Raw genomic sequence first — 15,770 nt, forward strand, 5'->3', positions numbered from 1 at the left:
AGAATCGCGAATAGGACGAAAGGACGGTTCTGGTCGTCCCGATGACGCCGCCAATGAACCCTGGACCACGGCAGCACCATCGCCACCCACAATGACCAATGCATCGCCAGGAAATGCACCACGGAAAACGGGGCAGGGATCTTCAGATATAGCAACCATCCGAACCATGGTCCGTGCAGACCGAGAGAACCATTTCATGTCATCGGTCTTCTATATCTCTCCCCAATGAGACGGCTTGGCAACTGAACAAGTAGGTCTAGGTCCGTGACGGACTCCACGAGTAACCGAAACCTCATCGTTTGCCGTAGTTGCTTACCGTCATCTTCTGTCTCGTCAGAGCACTGTACGCGAGGTGTGCAGCAATAATCTGACAGGGCGGAGCCTCGCTGAGTCGCCATGGGTGAAACTGTTGATCCACGCAAGTGCTACCTGGCTGCCCCGCTATCGGCTCTCGCTTGCCGGAGCAGAGTCCGAGTACGGCGCTGTATCAGGTCCTTCGCCAGCCGACACCAACCGCCGGCGTTGGTGAGCATCCGGATCCTCGTGGGCTATTGGTGTTGTGCCAGGGTCGTCACAATTCGTCCACAGGACGACACCGCTTAGCAAGCTCATGTTTGTCTACGTGCCAAGAGGACAGGGGCGGTGCTGGCACACCAATCTGGAGACGAGCTTCGAAGCGGCGCAAGGACGCTGCGTCACTTCCGCGCATTTGGCTGTTGCCCGCTCTGCGATCAACAGTATGAACTCTCTGATTGTTGAAGGCCATTTAGGCGCCCACGCGGGGCCATACGGCGCCTCTGGGCCATCATCCTCCGTCAGTGCACTTCCCTGGAGATAAACTTCCATCCAGAATTGCGTTTATCTCCATCCCTGAATGACCAATGAGACCACAGGATCCATGGACCAATCCGTTGGTGCCGTAGGCCCTAAGTTATCAACGGCGGCCAGAAACGGTCGATGGCCCCTAGCCTCTCCACGAAACGGCATCACCAGTTACATGAACCTGCAGTGTCAGTGGCGGCCACATAGCGTCGGCATGCCGTTAGCAGTCTGCCGAGCGTTTCCATCCACTGCTCGATTATCTCTCCAGTCCGTCCCTCGAAATTGGAAGCACGGCCACACTGCGGGACTGCGGGACTGCGGGACTGCGGGACTGCCCACGAGTTTCACGTTCAGCGGCCATGTCCACAATGGGTCTGCGTGTTTCACGTGAAACGATTCCTAGGCCACCGCCCCACACAGGAGCTGCTTGACCGACTTCAGTCCGGGATGGAAACATCGAACGAAGCGCTAAGTGCAGGCGTAGATTCGGTCAGCTCAAATCATCCCCAGACCAGATCCCATAATTAATAACAGCTGGCCCGACTTGGCTAAGACTTAGACGTCGGCTCTCCGAGTGACGCGCAGGATGGGCGTAGATGGTCTTCCTGACCCTGTGGATGCAGGGAGCCGCGATGCCACCAATTCGCATTCCGGAGAGTCAGTTTAGCGCCCGTCCTAAGCCGCGGGTGTGTGGGTCAAGTCGGGCAACATTTCCAGCCAATTTACTGCCCGTGTCTAAAGGATCAGTGCAATTCCCACGTCCTCACGGCCCTGACTTAGTTGTCAACTACAACTTTGAACTGGCTACTGCCGGCAGTTTGCTTAGACCAGTGGCGGCAGTGGATCGACCATGGGCGGCAAGTACTTTTGACCAGTGATAATGCCGTTGGGGCCGCCAGCGGACTGCGTGCAGCCACAAGCCGCAGACGGTTCGTCAATTTCCGAGTGACCCCGTGCTCCTCGCGCACCTGGCCACTTCCGGATTGCTTCCATCTGGAGACGTCTATGACCTCCGCCCATGGTCGTCTCGGCATCTAGCATCCCGCAACCCAGCTGCCAGTTCCAGATCTACTGGCCGAACCTGCGCGCAGAAGACCATCGGGCTCACGCAGTCACGGCATTGTCTGGGCTTGGAAGCGTGACGAGCAGCCTCCCCGTGTGCACTCCGGCAACCGCTCGTCGATCGCCATCAGGACGGAAGCCACCCGCCGTTCAAGAGCTTCACGATGCTCGCCTGTTTGTCGCGGACCTTGGCCCGGTCCGTCTCCAGACCGGCTGGGATCACACCTTGTCACCAGCCCTCCGACCCGAGCACACGAACTCACGAACTCACGTCGATACGGTCGTTGACCCCCGAGGAGAATATCCATGCTCTCCCCGGTTGGTCTACAAGGTCAATACTTGTCAGTCTCGCAGGAGCAAGCATTCGGTGAGGGGCAATACCCACCCCTTTCTAGTCTGTTGGGATGAGTTCTAAAGCCCGGTGTCACTGCTACAGTCCGTTCACGGGGGCAATTCGGACAGCTCCCCGAGCCAGGCAATCATGTGTTCAGCTTGGCAGAACCAGCAACTCACTCCCCCCATGGGAGCGATGCCTCCTGGCTACCTCGGATAGGTCGTTTCCAGCTCTGAAGGTCACCCAGTCATGGCACCTGTGTGCCAGACAGAGGGAAGCAGTTGCTCCGATTCCCTGGTCAGGAGCAATGCAAAGACGCTTCCGACGTACCGGTCGGCATCTCTTACGTTTGCGAGCACCGCTGATGGACTGGACTCACCACCTCCGCATAAGCCTCCACACGCCCTTGAAGGGGCCACGCGGCCCCGAAAGGTGGAATCGGGCCCTGCGGCGCCTCTATATGCTTACGGTCCGTCATATGGGCGCATGGGCTCTCCTTAGCGGCGCGGGAGATTCGCCAGTCAACAGGGCCTTTCGCATTAGCCGACTTTCCCGGAGAGGTGGGCGGGCCTCACATGGCAACCCACGGCATCTGACTACCCAATCATGTGGCTCCAACTCCTTTGGGCGGCTAAACCATGCGAGGAACTCCACAATTCGGCAGTCTATCGAATTGATTCCAACGCCGATCCTTGGCCCGTCTTGTGGCGAAGTCGTTCGATCATCTCACCAAATAACTCTTCACTGGCACCCCAGCGGCCCTAATCTCACTTGATCCCCTGCCGGGCCCACCGTTCACACCGCCACACTTACCGAGAACCATAAGAGATTTTTGGATCTCATCTCCGCGCGTATCAGTGCCCCATGCGAACTCTGATGTGTCCAGCCCAGCCCGCTACATGGTGAAATAGACAATGAAATACGACTGTGAGGCGCCTGCTCGACTCGCCCGGAATGTTCCACGTGAAACAACACCTTTCCAAAATTCTGAACCAGTTAGACCTCGTGTGTCGCAGCGGCTCAACACCCGATGGATACGAATCCCCGCGCCCTACCGACCTATGCACTTTGGGTCTTGGAGCCCCGCCTCGGAATGTTTTCTCGCAGCAATATTCAATCACCAATGAGAGCAGTGTCGCGTCGATTCACGCAACGTCGTTAGAAGTGCAACGTTCACATCTTTCAAATGTTTCACGTGAAACGGTTTCGGAATTGTCTCTGCGCGGATCCAGAACATTCTTCACGATGTTCAATCGGCTGCAGGACCATCGGCATCCAATCTGCATCAGCCCCACGTCTCGTGAAATTTCGGACGAGTTACCCAAAGTCAGGAAGCATCCGACGGTTCCTAGGTGGCGGGCGCATTCGCGTTCCTCATCAGTTCACAAAAGAGAGGTCGGCTCCGAAAGCTGGAAAGGGTGCCCGCTTCTCGATCTGCCGTCGCTTCACTGAGCATCAGAGAATCTAGAAATTCTCGCTCAGAATCGATCCTGACGAACCACCGGTAATACCAAACGGCAGTGTTTCACGTGAAACACTGCCGTTTACGGATCAACACACGCCGATGAAGTGCTACTTGCCGCCTGGACTCAAAACATCCATAATGCGGTTGAGGTCTTCAACTGAAGCAAATTCAATGCTGACCTTGCCCTTTTTTGCACCCAGGGAAATCTTAACGTTGGTATCGAGGCGGTCGGCCAGCGAACTTGCCAGAAAGTCCAGACGTTCATGACGTGGGCTCGGTGCCTTCGTGGACGGTTTGTCGCCGCTGAGTGGCGAATGGTAGAGCTGAACGGCCTCTTCGGTAGCGCGCACGGACATCCCCTCAGCCACAATCTTCTGGGCCAGCTGCTCCATGGCGGGAGAATCCGGTAGTGCCAATAGCGCGCGTGCGTGGCCAGCCGACAAGACGCCCGCCGCAACCCGCCGTTGAACTACAGGAGGCAGCTTGAGCAGCCTCAGCGTATTGGATACCTGCGGGCGTGAGCGACCAATCCGGTCGGCCAATTGCTCGTGGGTGGTGCCGAAGTCCTCCAGCAGCTGCTGGTAGGCCGCTGCTTCTTCCAATGGATTCAGCTGGCTGCGATGCAGGTTTTCAAGCAGCGCGTCGCGCAAAAGGTTGTCATCCGTCGTTTCACGGACAATGACTGGAATCGTTTCAAGGCCGGCCGCCTGGCTGGCGCGCCAGCGCCTCTCACCCATGACCAGTTCGTACGGCTGATCGCCTTTTTCACTGGATTTCCGCACAACGATCGGTTGAAGAACACCAATTTCACGTACGGAGTGTACGAGCTCGGCCATGTCGTCTTCATCAAAGACAGTGCGTGGCTGCTTCCTGTTTGGATGAATATCTCCAACTGGAAGCTCCATAAACGTTGCCCCGGGAACCTCTACGAGCTCCACCGGCGCGATAACTGCAGCAGGCTTCGAGGCGCGGGTGGCGGAAGCCGGTGGCTTGCGCCCCTTCGGCTCAGGGAAAAATAGATCGACGGGACGAGTAGGCTGCCTATTACCCGCTTCGTCGCCAGAAGAATTGGGGATTAACGCACCCAAACCACGACCAAGACCCCTGCGCTTGTCAGTCATTGAGACATCCTCCGTTGAATGAACCCCGAATATTAGGGGTTCTCATGAACTTCATTGTGAATTGAAAAGTCTATCGCCATACTGATGTCATGCCGTGGAACGTTCCGCGAGCTCGGAGGCAGCCTCAAGATACGACAGTGCACCGGTAGATGACGGATCATATGTCATAACTGTCTGCTGATAGCTGGGAGCCTCGGAGATTCTGACTGACCTCGGAATCATTGCCTGCAAGACCTGGTCCGGAAAGTGCTCGCGGACATCAGCTGCCACGTGTGCAGCCAAGTTGGTACGCCCGTCATACATTGTAAGCAAGATGGTCGACACCACTAGATCAGAATTCAAATGCTTTTGAATCATGCCGATGTTCTTGAGCAGTTGACTGAGGCCTTCCAGCGCGTAGTACTCGCACTGAATGGGGATCATTACCTCGTTGGCCGCGCAGAAAGCATTGACCGTCAACAGGCCGAGACTCGGTGGGCAGTCGATGAAGATGAAGTCGAGTCGTTCCTGGTTGTTGGCTTCGCGAAATTTCACATATTCATCGATGGCACGCCGAAGTCTCTGCTCCCTAGCCACAAGCGAAACAAGTTCAATTTCGGCGCCGGCCAAGTGAATAGTCGCCGGCGCGCAAGACAGATTGGCAATATCAGGACATTCGGCGACGACTTCGGCCATGGGAACATCGTTGATCAGCACGTCATAGATGCTGTCAATCTCGGCATGGTGGGGTACTCCCAGGGCAGTGGAGGCGTTACCTTGCGGATCAATGTCAATTACCAGAACATGCAAGCCAGCCGACGCCAGGGCAGCTGCCACGTTGACAGTGGTTGTCGTTTTTCCTACGCCACCCTTTTGATTAGCTACCGTCAAAATTCTCGTGTAACCCGGCCGCGGTAGAGGGCGCCCAAGTAGCCTCTCGCGCCGCTTCGTTTCACTAAGCAACTGACTTGCAATCGGGCTGCTGTCATCAAAATCGTTATCCAGGGAGCTGACCGCATCCTTCTTCGTTTCACGTGAAACATTGCGGACGACACTATTGTTGGAGCGATCAACCACTTTAGGTTGTTCAGAGATATTGGAACGTGCCGATCCCAAGGTCATAAACGGAGGGATCCGTTGCGAAGCTGCTTCGCTACTGGTCACGCTGACACTCTCACTTTCCTGTGGCGATGGTTGCCAACCTCTAGCCTATCGTTTCCGACCAACAGCAGTGGGGATCACCGCCGTTTCACCTTCACACGAACCACTGTGGTGGGCTCTTCCAAAATTTCCTGGCCTGCCACAAGTACCTCGGTGAGAACTCCACCCAACTTCTTGAGTGTTTTCGCGGCCTTAGCCACTTCCTCGTCGGCACTGCGTCCCTTGATGGCCAAGAGCTCCCCCTCGCCACCCAGAAGCGGAATTGTCAACGCAGCCAAATTATTGAGAGCTGACACGGCACGGGCGGTCACAACCGTGCACTCAACTTTTCCGATTGCCGCCTCGGCGCGTGCACGAACAATTTCCACATTTGAAAGGCCAAGGTCCATCACGACCTCTTCAAGCCAAATAACCCGGCGTTCCAACGGTTCAATAAGCGTCAGGTAGAGATCAGGCCGGGCAATGGCCAGACACAGTCCAGGAAGTCCTGCCCCGCTTCCAACGTCAGCAACCTTCGCACCTTCGTCAATCAGCTCTGCAACAACAGCGCAGTTCAAAACGTGCCGGCTCCACAAACGAGGAACCTCACGCGGACCAATCAACCCGCGTTCAATTCCGGATGTTGCCAGGTGCTCAACGTAGCGTTTGGCCAGATCGAGTCGATCGCCAAAAATACGGTCCGCAGCAACGGCCTCTTGTGCAGTTAGTTCCACCACTATTTGTGTCCTCTAAACCGAGGTCCCGGCCGCTCGCCTCTGGCAGCGGCCGGGACCGTTTGAAACTTTCAATTCAGCCCGCCCTATTGCGCAGCTGTCACCACGATGTGGCGCTTGGCGCCTTCGCCTTCGGACTCGGATTCCAAACCCAGCTCAGCAATTGTGTCGTGAACGATCTTGCGCTCGTAGGCACCCATGGGGTCCAGCGCAACAGATTCAGTACCTGACTTGATCTGTTCAGCGGCGTCACCGGCTATCTTCGCCAATTCGACGTTCCTGCGGTCACGGTAGCCCGAAATGTCCAGGACCAGGCGTGAACGGTTGTCTGTCGATGACAGCACACTCAGCCGGGTCAGCTCCTGAAGGGCATCCAGAACCTCACCATCCTGGCCGACAAGGCTCTGCAGGGATCCGCCGTCCTCATCCGCAACGATGGAAATGTATGTCCTGCCATTGCGCACCTCTATGTCGATATCACCATCGATATCGGCAATGTCCAGAAGTTCTTCGAGGTAGTCGGCGGCAATGTCGCCTTCTTCTTCCACCCTGCTGGCACCGGTGCCGGCAGGAACTGCTTCTTCCTCAGGGACAAGCTGCGTTTCTTCAGGCATTATTTCTTCTTCCTGTTTTTACGTTGTGGCTGGTTCCGCTGGCCCTTGGGCTCAGGAATTTCCTCGATCACTTCTTCCGCTTCAACCTTCTTCTTCGAAGCACCCAACAGCGGCAGGCCCTTGGCTTCGCGCCGCTTCTGATATTCCTTGTATGCAGGCGACCCGGGGGTCGGCATGCGCCGAATTACGAAGAACTGCTGACCCATGGTCCAAAGGTTGGTGGTGGTCCAGTAGATCAGGACACCGATGGGGAAGTTCACGCCACCAATACCAAACACGAGCGGCAGCACATACAGCATCATCTTCTGCTGCTTCATGAAGGGGCCCTGCATGGCTTCCTCAGACATGTTCTTGGACATGATCTGCTTCTGCGTGATGAACTGCGACGCGATCATGGCAAGGATCATGACGATTGACAGCAGAGCTGTGGAAACTTTTAGGTCTCCACCCTGAAACGACGGGAGCAGCGCATCTGAAAGCCGGGCACCGAAGATGGTGGCATCATCAAACTGCACTACCTCAGCGTGCGTCAGTGCACCAATGCCCGAGTTTGACGCGTTGGCCTTGGCCACACCGGAAAGCACCTGAAACAGGGAGAAAAAGAACGGCATCTGGATCAACATGGGCAGGCATGCCGAGAACGGGTTGGTCCCGTGTTCCTTGTACAGCGCCATTTGTTCCTGGCCCATGGCCTGGCGCGACAACTGGTCGGTCTTGCCCTTGTACTTGGCCTGCAGCTTCTTCATGTCCGGCTGCAACGCCTGCATGCCGCGCTGGGCCTTGATCTGCTTTACAAAGACAGGAATCAACGCGGCACGGATAACGAGAACGAGGCCGATGATGGCCAGCGTCCACGTGACACCGGAAGCACCGTCCATCCCCAGGAAAGTCAGACCATCATGGAACTGCACCATGATCCATGAGACGACCCATTTAAAGGGGAACAGAATTGTATCGAAGAAGCCCATATTTCTTTTCTAATCTCCTCAAGCCGCTTTGCGGCTTAGTCTTTCCTGTTGCTTGGCCAGAAATACATCCGGGTGATTCAGCTGGACAATGAGGGGCACCGTGTCAGGGTCATCCCAATCAACATTGACCGGTGAAGGCACCGGATCCAAGCCGCCTGCGCTCCAAGGGTGGCAACGGACTACTCGTCGGGCAGCGTACCAGCTGCCTTTAATGGCACCGTGAACTGTCACGGCTTCCAAAGCGTAGGCCGAACATGACGGAAAAAACCGGCACACCTGCCCATAAATGGGTGAGACGACGCGCCGGTACAGTTTCAGAATAATAATAAGAATGTTGCGGGGAAGATGCCACAAGAAAAGCACGACGGCGGCAAGCCACCCTCGTGCACGATCTTGCGTTTGTGATTGGATCACAAAACATCTTCTCCTTTAGACACGTGGACCTTGTCTACTGCAGGTGCTGGTGTCACCGGCAAAGCAATTCCCGCTTTCCCATGGAGCCGGGAAGAAGCAGTGGAAAATGCCTTGCGATAGTCCGTGACTAGCTCACTGAAGGAGGCTGTCGCAGAGACGGGCAGAGCCCGCACCACGACATTGACTCCAAAGGGTTGCTGCCTAACTGTTTCAACAACAATTTCCCTCAGTCTCCTTTTAACGAGATTGCGGGTCACAGCGTTCCCAACAGTCTTCGCCACAATGAACCCAACCTGGCTGGGCGCATCCGGAGAAGTGGACACCATATATAACACTAAGTTCCGGCGTCCATTTCGGACGCCGGAACGTACAGTATGTGAGAAGTTGGCGGAAGTCCGCATTCTATTCTTGGTGGCTAGCACCCTGCGATCAACCGCAACTTCACTAAGGCCCGACGAATCGTCAAGCAGTTATTGTTTAGGCCGACAGCTCTACGCGACCCTTGGTGCGGCGGGCTGCCAAAATGGCACGGCCGGCGCGGGTGCGCATACGAAGGCGGAAGCCGTGCTTCTTGGCACGACGGCGGTTGTTCGGCTGAAAAGTCCGCTTGCTCACGGTAGTTACTCCAAGACAATCAAAGATGCGCCTTGCCCGTAGCTAACAGGTAAGAAAGGGGTCGACGCTAAGTATATGGATGCCCGCTTTCGCTTCTCTTTTACAAGTTGCACGCGCAAGAGCGCAAAGCAGACACATGGGACTTCACAACGTTAGGTCACGGAAGGGCATGCAGTCAAACCGTGGATTGGTTGTTCTGCCCGATGTGAAGCCTGTTTCGAGCGTCTCTTCACCCGCTGACAGCAACCGGCACCGGCCGCACTTCGTCCACAGCTGTGTACAACCGCGTGGAGATTGGCTGTGGATGAAGCCCGTATTCGCCCCACCCTGTGATATTTATCCACAAGCGGTTTCTCTCGCTATCTTCTCACCTTTTCATCCTCTAGGCTGGGCCCTGAACAAGTTATCCACGTATGTGCATAACTCTGTGGATTACCGCACTTCGCGGGCTCCCTGCAGATCCACATCATGGTCCTGAGATGTGTAGTGGACGTCACATGCGGCATGAACGTAAAACCAAGTATTCCGGTACATCCCCCGGAAGTAAGGACGGAACAGTCAATGAGCACTGAGGACATCAATGACGTTGGAAGTTCCTGGCGGCGGGTTATCAGGATTCTGGAACGTGATGACCGGGTCTCCCCGCGTCAGCGAGGCTTCGTAGTCCTTACACAGCCCCAGGGTCTCATCGGCAATACCTTGCTTGTGGCCGTTCCCAACGAACTGACCCGTGAAGTCCTGCAGAATCAGCTCAGTACAGCTCTCAATGAAGCATTGGCCCAAGTCTTCTCCGAAGAAATCAGTTGTGCCTTCAGTGTCAATGCCGATCTGGTTCCTCCCGTCAAGGAAGAAGAACCAGTTCCTGTTCCTGCGGCGGCCCGCACGGAGCGCAAGGAAGTCTCTTCCCACAATGAGCACTCCGAACGGACCGAGCAGGTATCCAAACCTGCACCCACCTTGCCCAGCACTTCACAGGAGTTCGGCCGGCTCAACCCCAAGTATGTTTTCGACTCATTTGTGATTGGTTCATCCAACCGTTTCGCACACGCAGCAGCGGTTGCGGTGGCTGAAGCCCCTGCAAAGGCATACAACCCCTTGTTCATCTACGGTGATTCGGGGCTGGGCAAGACTCATTTGCTCCATGCCATCGGCCACTATGCACGCCGCCTGTACACGGGCATCCGTGTGCGTTATGTGAACTCCGAAGAGTTCACCAATGATTTCATCAACTCCATTCGTGACGACGAGGGCGCAAGTTTCAAGCAGCTCTACCGCAATGTTGACATCCTGCTCATCGATGACATCCAGTTCCTGGCCAACAAGGATGCAACCCAGGAAGAGTTCTTCCACACCTTCAACGCCCTGCACAACCACAACAAGCAGGTCGTGATCACCTCGGACCTGCCGCCCAAACGACTGCAGGGATTTGAAGAGCGGATGCGTTCACGTTTCGAGTGGGGCTTGCTGACAGATGTCCAGCCTCCCGAGTTGGAAACCCGCATTGCCATTCTGCGCAAAAAGGCCATTGGAGAGGGTCTTTCCGCACCCGACGATGCCCTGGAATACATTGCCTCGAAGATCTCCACCAACATTCGTGAGCTTGAAGGCGCGTTGATTCGTGTCACCGCCTTTGCCAGCTTGAACCGGCAGCCAGTGGATGTTGGCCTGGCCGAGTTGGTGCTCAAGGACCTCATTACCGACGATGGCGCACAGGAAGTCACGTCAACAGCCATCCTGGGGCAGACCGCTGCTTACTTCAATATTTCCTTGGAGGAGCTGTGCAGCAAGTCCCGGACCCGGTCGCTCGTGACCGCCCGGCAGATAGCAATGTACCTGTGCCGTGAGCTTACCGACATGTCCTTGCCAAAAATTGGGCAGGAATTTGGTGGCCGGGACCATACAACTGTCATGCACGCAGACAGGAAGATCCGCGAATTGATGGCTGAACGCCGTGCCATCTACAACCAGGTCACGGAGCTCACCAACAAGATCAAACAGCAGCAACGCGAGGGATAACCCGCGCAGCCAGCGAATTTTGGCTTAAATCAAGGGTGTGGATGGCCCTGTGGATAAGTTAGTGTACAACTGCGTCTCCCTGCGGATAACCCACAGGCCAGCTGTGGATCATTAAATCCGCCAAAAAAGTTCTCCACGCCACCCCACATCCTCAAGCGGTGCAGCCTCACAAGCTGTGCACAGGCAACTTCGGCCAAACCACATGACGGAGAACGGTTATCCACAGTTTCCACAGGACTTATTAACACTACTAACTACAAGAATTATTCGTTTCAAACAACATCTACCCTTCCTCCATTCAGCTCACCTCACGATCCAAGGACCAATGCCCAAATGGGCTGGTCAAGGGGCTAAGCTGTCTCCAAGCATGTAATTCCTTTCTTGACTTCCTGGTCCGCTCCGGATCAGCTTCAAGAACGCATAACGACACTTTTTCGCACCATGAAAGGCGGCACCCTTCCGTGAAGTTCCGAGTCGAACGGGATGTTCTGACCGAAGCAGTCAGCTGGGCCGCACGCTCCTTGTCACCACGTCCACCAGTTCCAGTGCTTTCGGGCCTGTTGCTGAAGGCGGAAGCCGGCACGTTGAGCCTGTCCAGCTTTGACTACGAGATCTCAGCCCGCCTGCAGATCCCGGCTGACATTTCCGAGGAAGGCACCATTCTGGTTTCCGGTCGCTTGTTGGCCGACATTTGCCGCAGCCTGCCCGCAGCCCCCGTTGAAGTTGAAACCGACGGCAGCAAGGTCACCCTGACGTGCCGCAGCAGCCGCTTCCATTTGGCAACCATGCCCGTCAATGACTATCCCGAGCTCCCCGCACTCCCCGAAGTCAGTGGAACTGTTGACGGAGAGGCCTTCGCCCAGGCTGTTTCACAGGTCATCATTGCCTCCAGCAAGGACGACACCCTGCCCATTCTCACCGGTGTGAAAATGGAAATCGAAGGTGACCTCATTACGTTGTTGGCCACTGACAGGTATCGGCTTGCGCTTCGTGAAATCCGCTGGAACCCAACGACGCCGAACATTTCCACAGGTGCCCTGGTCAAGGCCAAAACTCTTAGTGAAGTTGCCAAAACCTTGGGAAGTTCGGGCAACATCAACATCGCACTCTCCGACAACAGTGAACTCATCGGCTTTGAGAGCGGTGGCCGCCGCACCACTTCATTGCTCGTGGACGGGGACTACCCAAAAATCCGGTCGTTGTTCCCTGACACCACGCCTATCCACGCAACAGTTGAAACCCATGCCCTGGCCGAAGCTGTTCGTCGTGTGTCTCTCGTCGCGGAACGCAACACACCCGTCCGTTTGATTTTCACGGACGGTCAGTTGACGCTGGACGCCGGCACGGGAGAGGACGCCCAGGCGTCTGAAAATCTGGAAGCAACCTTGGTGGGCGACGAGATCACAGTTGCCTTCAACCCGCATTACCTCAGCGAAGGCTTGAATGCTTTTGACAGCAAATATGTCAGGTTCTCCTTCACGTCGGCACCAAAACCGGCCATGCTCAGCGCCCAGGACGACATTGACGGTGAACGCCGCGATGAATACCGCTACCTGGTCATGCCGGTGAGGCTCCCCAACCAGTAACACCCCACAGGGACAGGCTCCGCCCCAATACCACCCAGCTTCAGCAACCAACCCATGGAAAAGAGACACCACCGTGCATATTGGACTCGTCGGACTTGGAAAAATGGGCTTCAACATGAGGGCCCGTCTGCGTGGCGCTCAAATCGAGGTGACGGGGTTCGACCAAAACCCAGAGGTTACCGATGTGGCTTCGCTGGCTGAGCTGGTGGCCGCCGTCCCGACACCGCGGCTCATCTGGGTGATGGTTCCCTCAGGTGACATCACAAACTCGGTGATTCAAGAGTTGTCCGAGCTTCTTGAACCCGGTGACTTGCTCGTTGACGGAGGAAATTCCCGCTTCACCGAGGACCAAAAACATGGTGAACTACTGTCAGTGAAGAGCATTGGTTTCATGGATGTTGGAGTCTCCGGAGGTGTCTGGGGCTTGGAAAACGGTTATGGTCTCATGGCCGGCGGCGCCAGCAAGGACATAGAACGTGCATTGCCCGTATTGGACGCACTCCGTCCCGAAGGCGATCGTGCCGACAGCTTTGTCCACGTGGGCGACGTGGGTGCAGGGCACTACGCCAAAATGGTTCACAACGGCATCGAATACGGTTTGATGCAGGCCTATGCCGAGGGCTATGAGCTCCTTGCCAAGAAGGAAATAATCCAAGACCTGCCGGGCACTTTCCGTGCGTGGCAAAAGGGAACCGTTGTTCGCTCCTGGCTGCTGGACCTCATGGTCAAGGCACTGGATGAAGACCCGGGCTTGGAATCCATCGACGATTATGTTGAAGACTCCGGCGAGGGCCGGTGGACGGTGGAAGAAGCGATTGCCAATGCTGTCCCCGCACCGGCCATCACGGCAGCACTTTTTGCCAGGTTCTCCTCCCGCGAGGACAACTCTCCCGCAATGAAAATGGTCTCCGCACTGCGGCACCAATTTGGTGGGCATGCCACAAAACCTGCGGGTTCCTGACGGTGGATAAATCTCAGCTCCATGTATCTTGAACACCTTTCCCTAACCGATTTCCGCAGCTATGCCCAGGTGGATCTGACGCTCTCCCCCGGTGTTACCGTGCTCGTCGGCTCCAATGGCCTGGGCAAAACCAACCTGGTCGAAGCGATTGGTTACCTGTCGACGCTGGCTTCCCACCGGGTAAGCCAGGATGGACCACTCCTGCGCTTCGGAACTGAGCGGGCGCTCATTCGGGCCCAGCTGGTGCGGGGTGAGCAAAAAGTCATGGTTGAGATGGAAATCAACGCCTCCCGGGCCAATCGTGCGCGCATCAACCGGGCCAACCCCGTCCGGTCCCGGGAGATTTTGGGGCTGTGCCGCACTGTCCTGTTTGCGCCGGAAGATCTGGCCCTGGTCAAGGGGGATCCCGGGAACCGCCGCCGTTTTCTGGATGACCTGTTGGTTGTCCTGCATCCCAAGCATGCCGGCACCCGCAGCGACTATGACAGGGTTCTCAAGCAACGCAATGCGCTGTTGAAGTCGGCCAGGGCCCAACATTTTTCCCGCTCTGGTGTGTCCGAGGTGCAGCTGTCGACCCTCGATGTGTGGGACCAGCATCTGGCGGTCGCTGCGGCGAATCTCCTTGCGGCCAGGCTTGATCTGCTCAACCGTCTGCGTCCCCACCTGGCCGAGGCATACGCCCAGCTCACCGATGGATCCAAAGTTCTGAGTGCGCTGTACCGGAGCAACCTGGACGCGACAGTCCATCCGGAGCAGGGTGGCCAGTACGACGGCGTCTCCCCCAACACTCTTGGCGGTCCGGAGGGCGGGGCTGCTTTGGGAGACCACGACGATGTGGACCTATCACTGTGCACGGTGGAAGAATTGGTCGAAAAATATCGTGCCGAACTGGTTCGCTCCAGGACCCGGGAGTTGGAACGCGGCATGTCGCTTGTTGGTCCGCATCGGGACGAACTGGAATTGTTGTTGGGCCAGGCACCGGCCAGGGGCTACGCCTCCCACGGTGAATCGTGGTCAATTGCGTTGGCGTTGAGACTTGCCTCGTTTCACGTTCTTGACGAGGACAAACATGTGGCCGGGAACCAGCCAATCCTGATCCTTGACGATGTTTTTGCCGAATTGGATGCCCAGCGCCGCCGAAAACTCGCCTTGATGGTAGTTTCCGCGGAGCAGGTGCTGGTGACGGCGGCAGTGGGCGGGGACATCCCGGAAGAGTTGTCGGGTTCGACCGTCCAAGTAATTCCTGGTGGAGTGCTCCCCAATGAGTGAGCAGCCTCCCGGCTTCTCAAATGACGATCCAACCAGCCAGAAGCGCCGAGCCCAGGCGGCTGCCAAGGATCATGTCACTGAAATCGATGCTGCCCAGGCGGCGCTGAACCGGATGCGCAGGATTGCCAAGAGTCGCGGCGAACTCAGGATTGCGCGGAGCCGGCTGGGTGAAAAGGCTGTTCCCAAGAACAAGCGCAAACCTTTTCTCGACGCAAAATATGGTGGTGGCAGGGACCCCCTGGGGCTGGGGAATGTTGTGAGCAGGCTGGTGTCCGACCGGGGATGGAGCTCTCCGCTTGCCGTTGGTTCAGTCATGGCACATTGGGACACCTTGGTTGGCCCGGAAATCGCTGCGCATTGCCAGCCTGAAAGTTTTGAGGCCACAACCCTGCACGTCAGATGTGATTCGACCAGCTGGGCCACTCAGCTGAGACTGCTGTCATCGTCACTGCTGGCAAAATTTGATGCGGATCTTGGCCACGGCGTGGTGACCCGGATTCTGGTTCTGGGACCGGCGGCACCAAGCTGGCGCAAGGGTTTCCGGAATGTCAAGGGCCGCGGCCCGCGCGACACCTATGGATAGCTTTGGGTGGCTGCCGGCAAAACTGGCCGGTGCGCTGCAGGGGCATTCAAACCCCGTTGGGCGTACAGCTCCTTAAAGAAGGAATAA

The 15,770-nt window shown here is 56.5% G+C and carries 13 protein-coding genes; 5 read left to right on the forward strand and 8 right to left on the reverse strand.

The window, feature by feature from the left end; all coding sequences use genetic code 11:
* Window positions 1-3,790: 3,790 nt before the first annotated feature.
* From ACT3TS_RS17190 to rpmH, 8 genes are all read right to left on the reverse strand, one after another.
* A complete protein-coding gene (locus ACT3TS_RS17190; protein ID WP_444532751.1) occupies window positions 3,791-4,804 on the reverse strand; it encodes a ParB/RepB/Spo0J family partition protein in 1,014 nt (337 codons plus the stop codon).
* Between the two features lie 87 nt (window positions 4,805-4,891).
* Entirely contained in the window at window positions 4,892-5,947 is a 1,056-nt protein-coding gene (locus ACT3TS_RS17195; RefSeq protein ID WP_444532752.1) for a ParA family protein, read from the reverse strand.
* 74 nt (window positions 5,948-6,021) lie between these two features.
* Window positions 6,022-6,660, reverse strand: coding sequence for a 16S rRNA (guanine(527)-N(7))-methyltransferase RsmG (rsmG, locus tag ACT3TS_RS17200; protein WP_444532753.1), 639 nt, complete (start codon window positions 6,658-6,660; stop codon window positions 6,022-6,024).
* A gap of 83 nt (window positions 6,661-6,743) precedes the next feature.
* The gene (locus ACT3TS_RS17205) at window positions 6,744-7,271 is read right to left on the reverse strand and encodes a Jag family protein (protein WP_444532754.1); all 528 of its coding nucleotides are present in this window, start codon (window positions 7,269-7,271) and stop codon (window positions 6,744-6,746) included.
* Complete coding sequence (yidC, locus tag ACT3TS_RS17210) at window positions 7,271-8,239, reverse strand: membrane protein insertase YidC (protein ID WP_444532755.1); 969 nt, start codon at window positions 8,237-8,239, stop codon at window positions 7,271-7,273. Before yidC ends, ACT3TS_RS17205 begins: the two co-directional genes overlap by 1 nt.
* A gap of 18 nt (window positions 8,240-8,257) precedes the next feature.
* Window positions 8,258-8,653, reverse strand: a complete 396-nt coding sequence (yidD, locus tag ACT3TS_RS17215; protein ID WP_444532756.1) for a membrane protein insertion efficiency factor YidD — start codon at window positions 8,651-8,653, stop codon at window positions 8,258-8,260.
* Complete coding sequence (rnpA, locus tag ACT3TS_RS17220) at window positions 8,650-9,075, reverse strand: ribonuclease P protein component (RefSeq protein ID WP_444532757.1); 426 nt, start codon at window positions 9,073-9,075, stop codon at window positions 8,650-8,652. Before rnpA ends, yidD begins: the two co-directional genes overlap by 4 nt.
* A gap of 55 nt (window positions 9,076-9,130) precedes the next feature.
* The gene (rpmH, locus tag ACT3TS_RS17225) at window positions 9,131-9,268 is read right to left on the reverse strand and encodes a 50S ribosomal protein L34 (protein ID WP_044569795.1); all 138 of its coding nucleotides are present in this window, start codon (window positions 9,266-9,268) and stop codon (window positions 9,131-9,133) included.
* A 561-nt stretch (window positions 9,269-9,829) separates the two neighbouring features.
* On the opposite strand from rpmH, the gene dnaA reads away from it, so the two are divergent.
* The 5 genes from dnaA to ACT3TS_RS17250 all read left to right on the forward strand — a co-directional run bounded on the left by dnaA (window position 9,830) and on the right by ACT3TS_RS17250 (window position 15,683).
* On the forward strand, window positions 9,830-11,284 hold the full coding sequence (gene dnaA / locus ACT3TS_RS17230) for a chromosomal replication initiator protein DnaA (RefSeq protein ID WP_444532758.1): 1,455 nt from the start codon (window positions 9,830-9,832) through the stop codon (window positions 11,282-11,284).
* Window positions 11,285-11,745: 461 nt separating this feature from the next.
* On the forward strand, window positions 11,746-12,870 hold the full coding sequence (dnaN, locus tag ACT3TS_RS17235) for a DNA polymerase III subunit beta (RefSeq protein WP_444532759.1): 1,125 nt from the start codon (window positions 11,746-11,748) through the stop codon (window positions 12,868-12,870).
* A gap of 73 nt (window positions 12,871-12,943) precedes the next feature.
* Window positions 12,944-13,831: a phosphogluconate dehydrogenase (NAD(+)-dependent, decarboxylating) gene (gene gnd, locus ACT3TS_RS17240; RefSeq protein WP_444532760.1), complete on the forward strand. Its 888-nt coding sequence runs from the start codon at window positions 12,944-12,946 to the stop codon at window positions 13,829-13,831.
* 21 nt (window positions 13,832-13,852) lie between these two features.
* A complete protein-coding gene (recF, locus tag ACT3TS_RS17245; RefSeq protein ID WP_444532761.1) occupies window positions 13,853-15,100 on the forward strand; it encodes a DNA replication/repair protein RecF in 1,248 nt (415 codons plus the stop codon).
* Entirely contained in the window at window positions 15,093-15,683 is a 591-nt protein-coding gene (locus ACT3TS_RS17250; protein ID WP_444532762.1) for a DUF721 domain-containing protein, read from the forward strand. Before recF ends, ACT3TS_RS17250 begins: the two co-directional genes overlap by 8 nt.
* Window positions 15,684-15,770 lie beyond the last annotated feature (87 nt).

It is taken from the genome of Specibacter sp. AOP5-B1-6 (genome assembly GCF_052376555.1).
GTDB lineage: Bacteria > Actinomycetota > Actinomycetes > Actinomycetales > Micrococcaceae > Specibacter.

Excerpts from the sequence above, each read along its gene's own strand:
- ACT3TS_RS17190 (WP_444532751.1), bottom strand. The coding sequence starts at position 4,804 with ATGACTGACAAGCGCAGGGGTCTTGGTCGTGGTTTGGGTGCGTTAATC.
- ACT3TS_RS17205 (WP_444532754.1), bottom strand. The coding sequence starts at position 7,271 with ATGCCTGAAGAAACGCAGCTTGTCCCTGAGGAAGAAGCAGTTCCTGCC.
- yidC (WP_444532755.1), bottom strand. The coding sequence starts at position 8,239 with ATGGGCTTCTTCGATACAATTCTGTTCCCCTTTAAATGGGTCGTCTCA.
- dnaA (WP_444532758.1), top strand. The coding sequence starts at position 9,830 with ATGAGCACTGAGGACATCAATGACGTTGGAAGTTCCTGGCGGCGGGTT.
- recF (WP_444532761.1), top strand. The coding sequence starts at position 13,853 with ATGTATCTTGAACACCTTTCCCTAACCGATTTCCGCAGCTATGCCCAG.
- ACT3TS_RS17250 (WP_444532762.1), top strand. The coding sequence starts at position 15,093 with ATGAGTGAGCAGCCTCCCGGCTTCTCAAATGACGATCCAACCAGCCAG.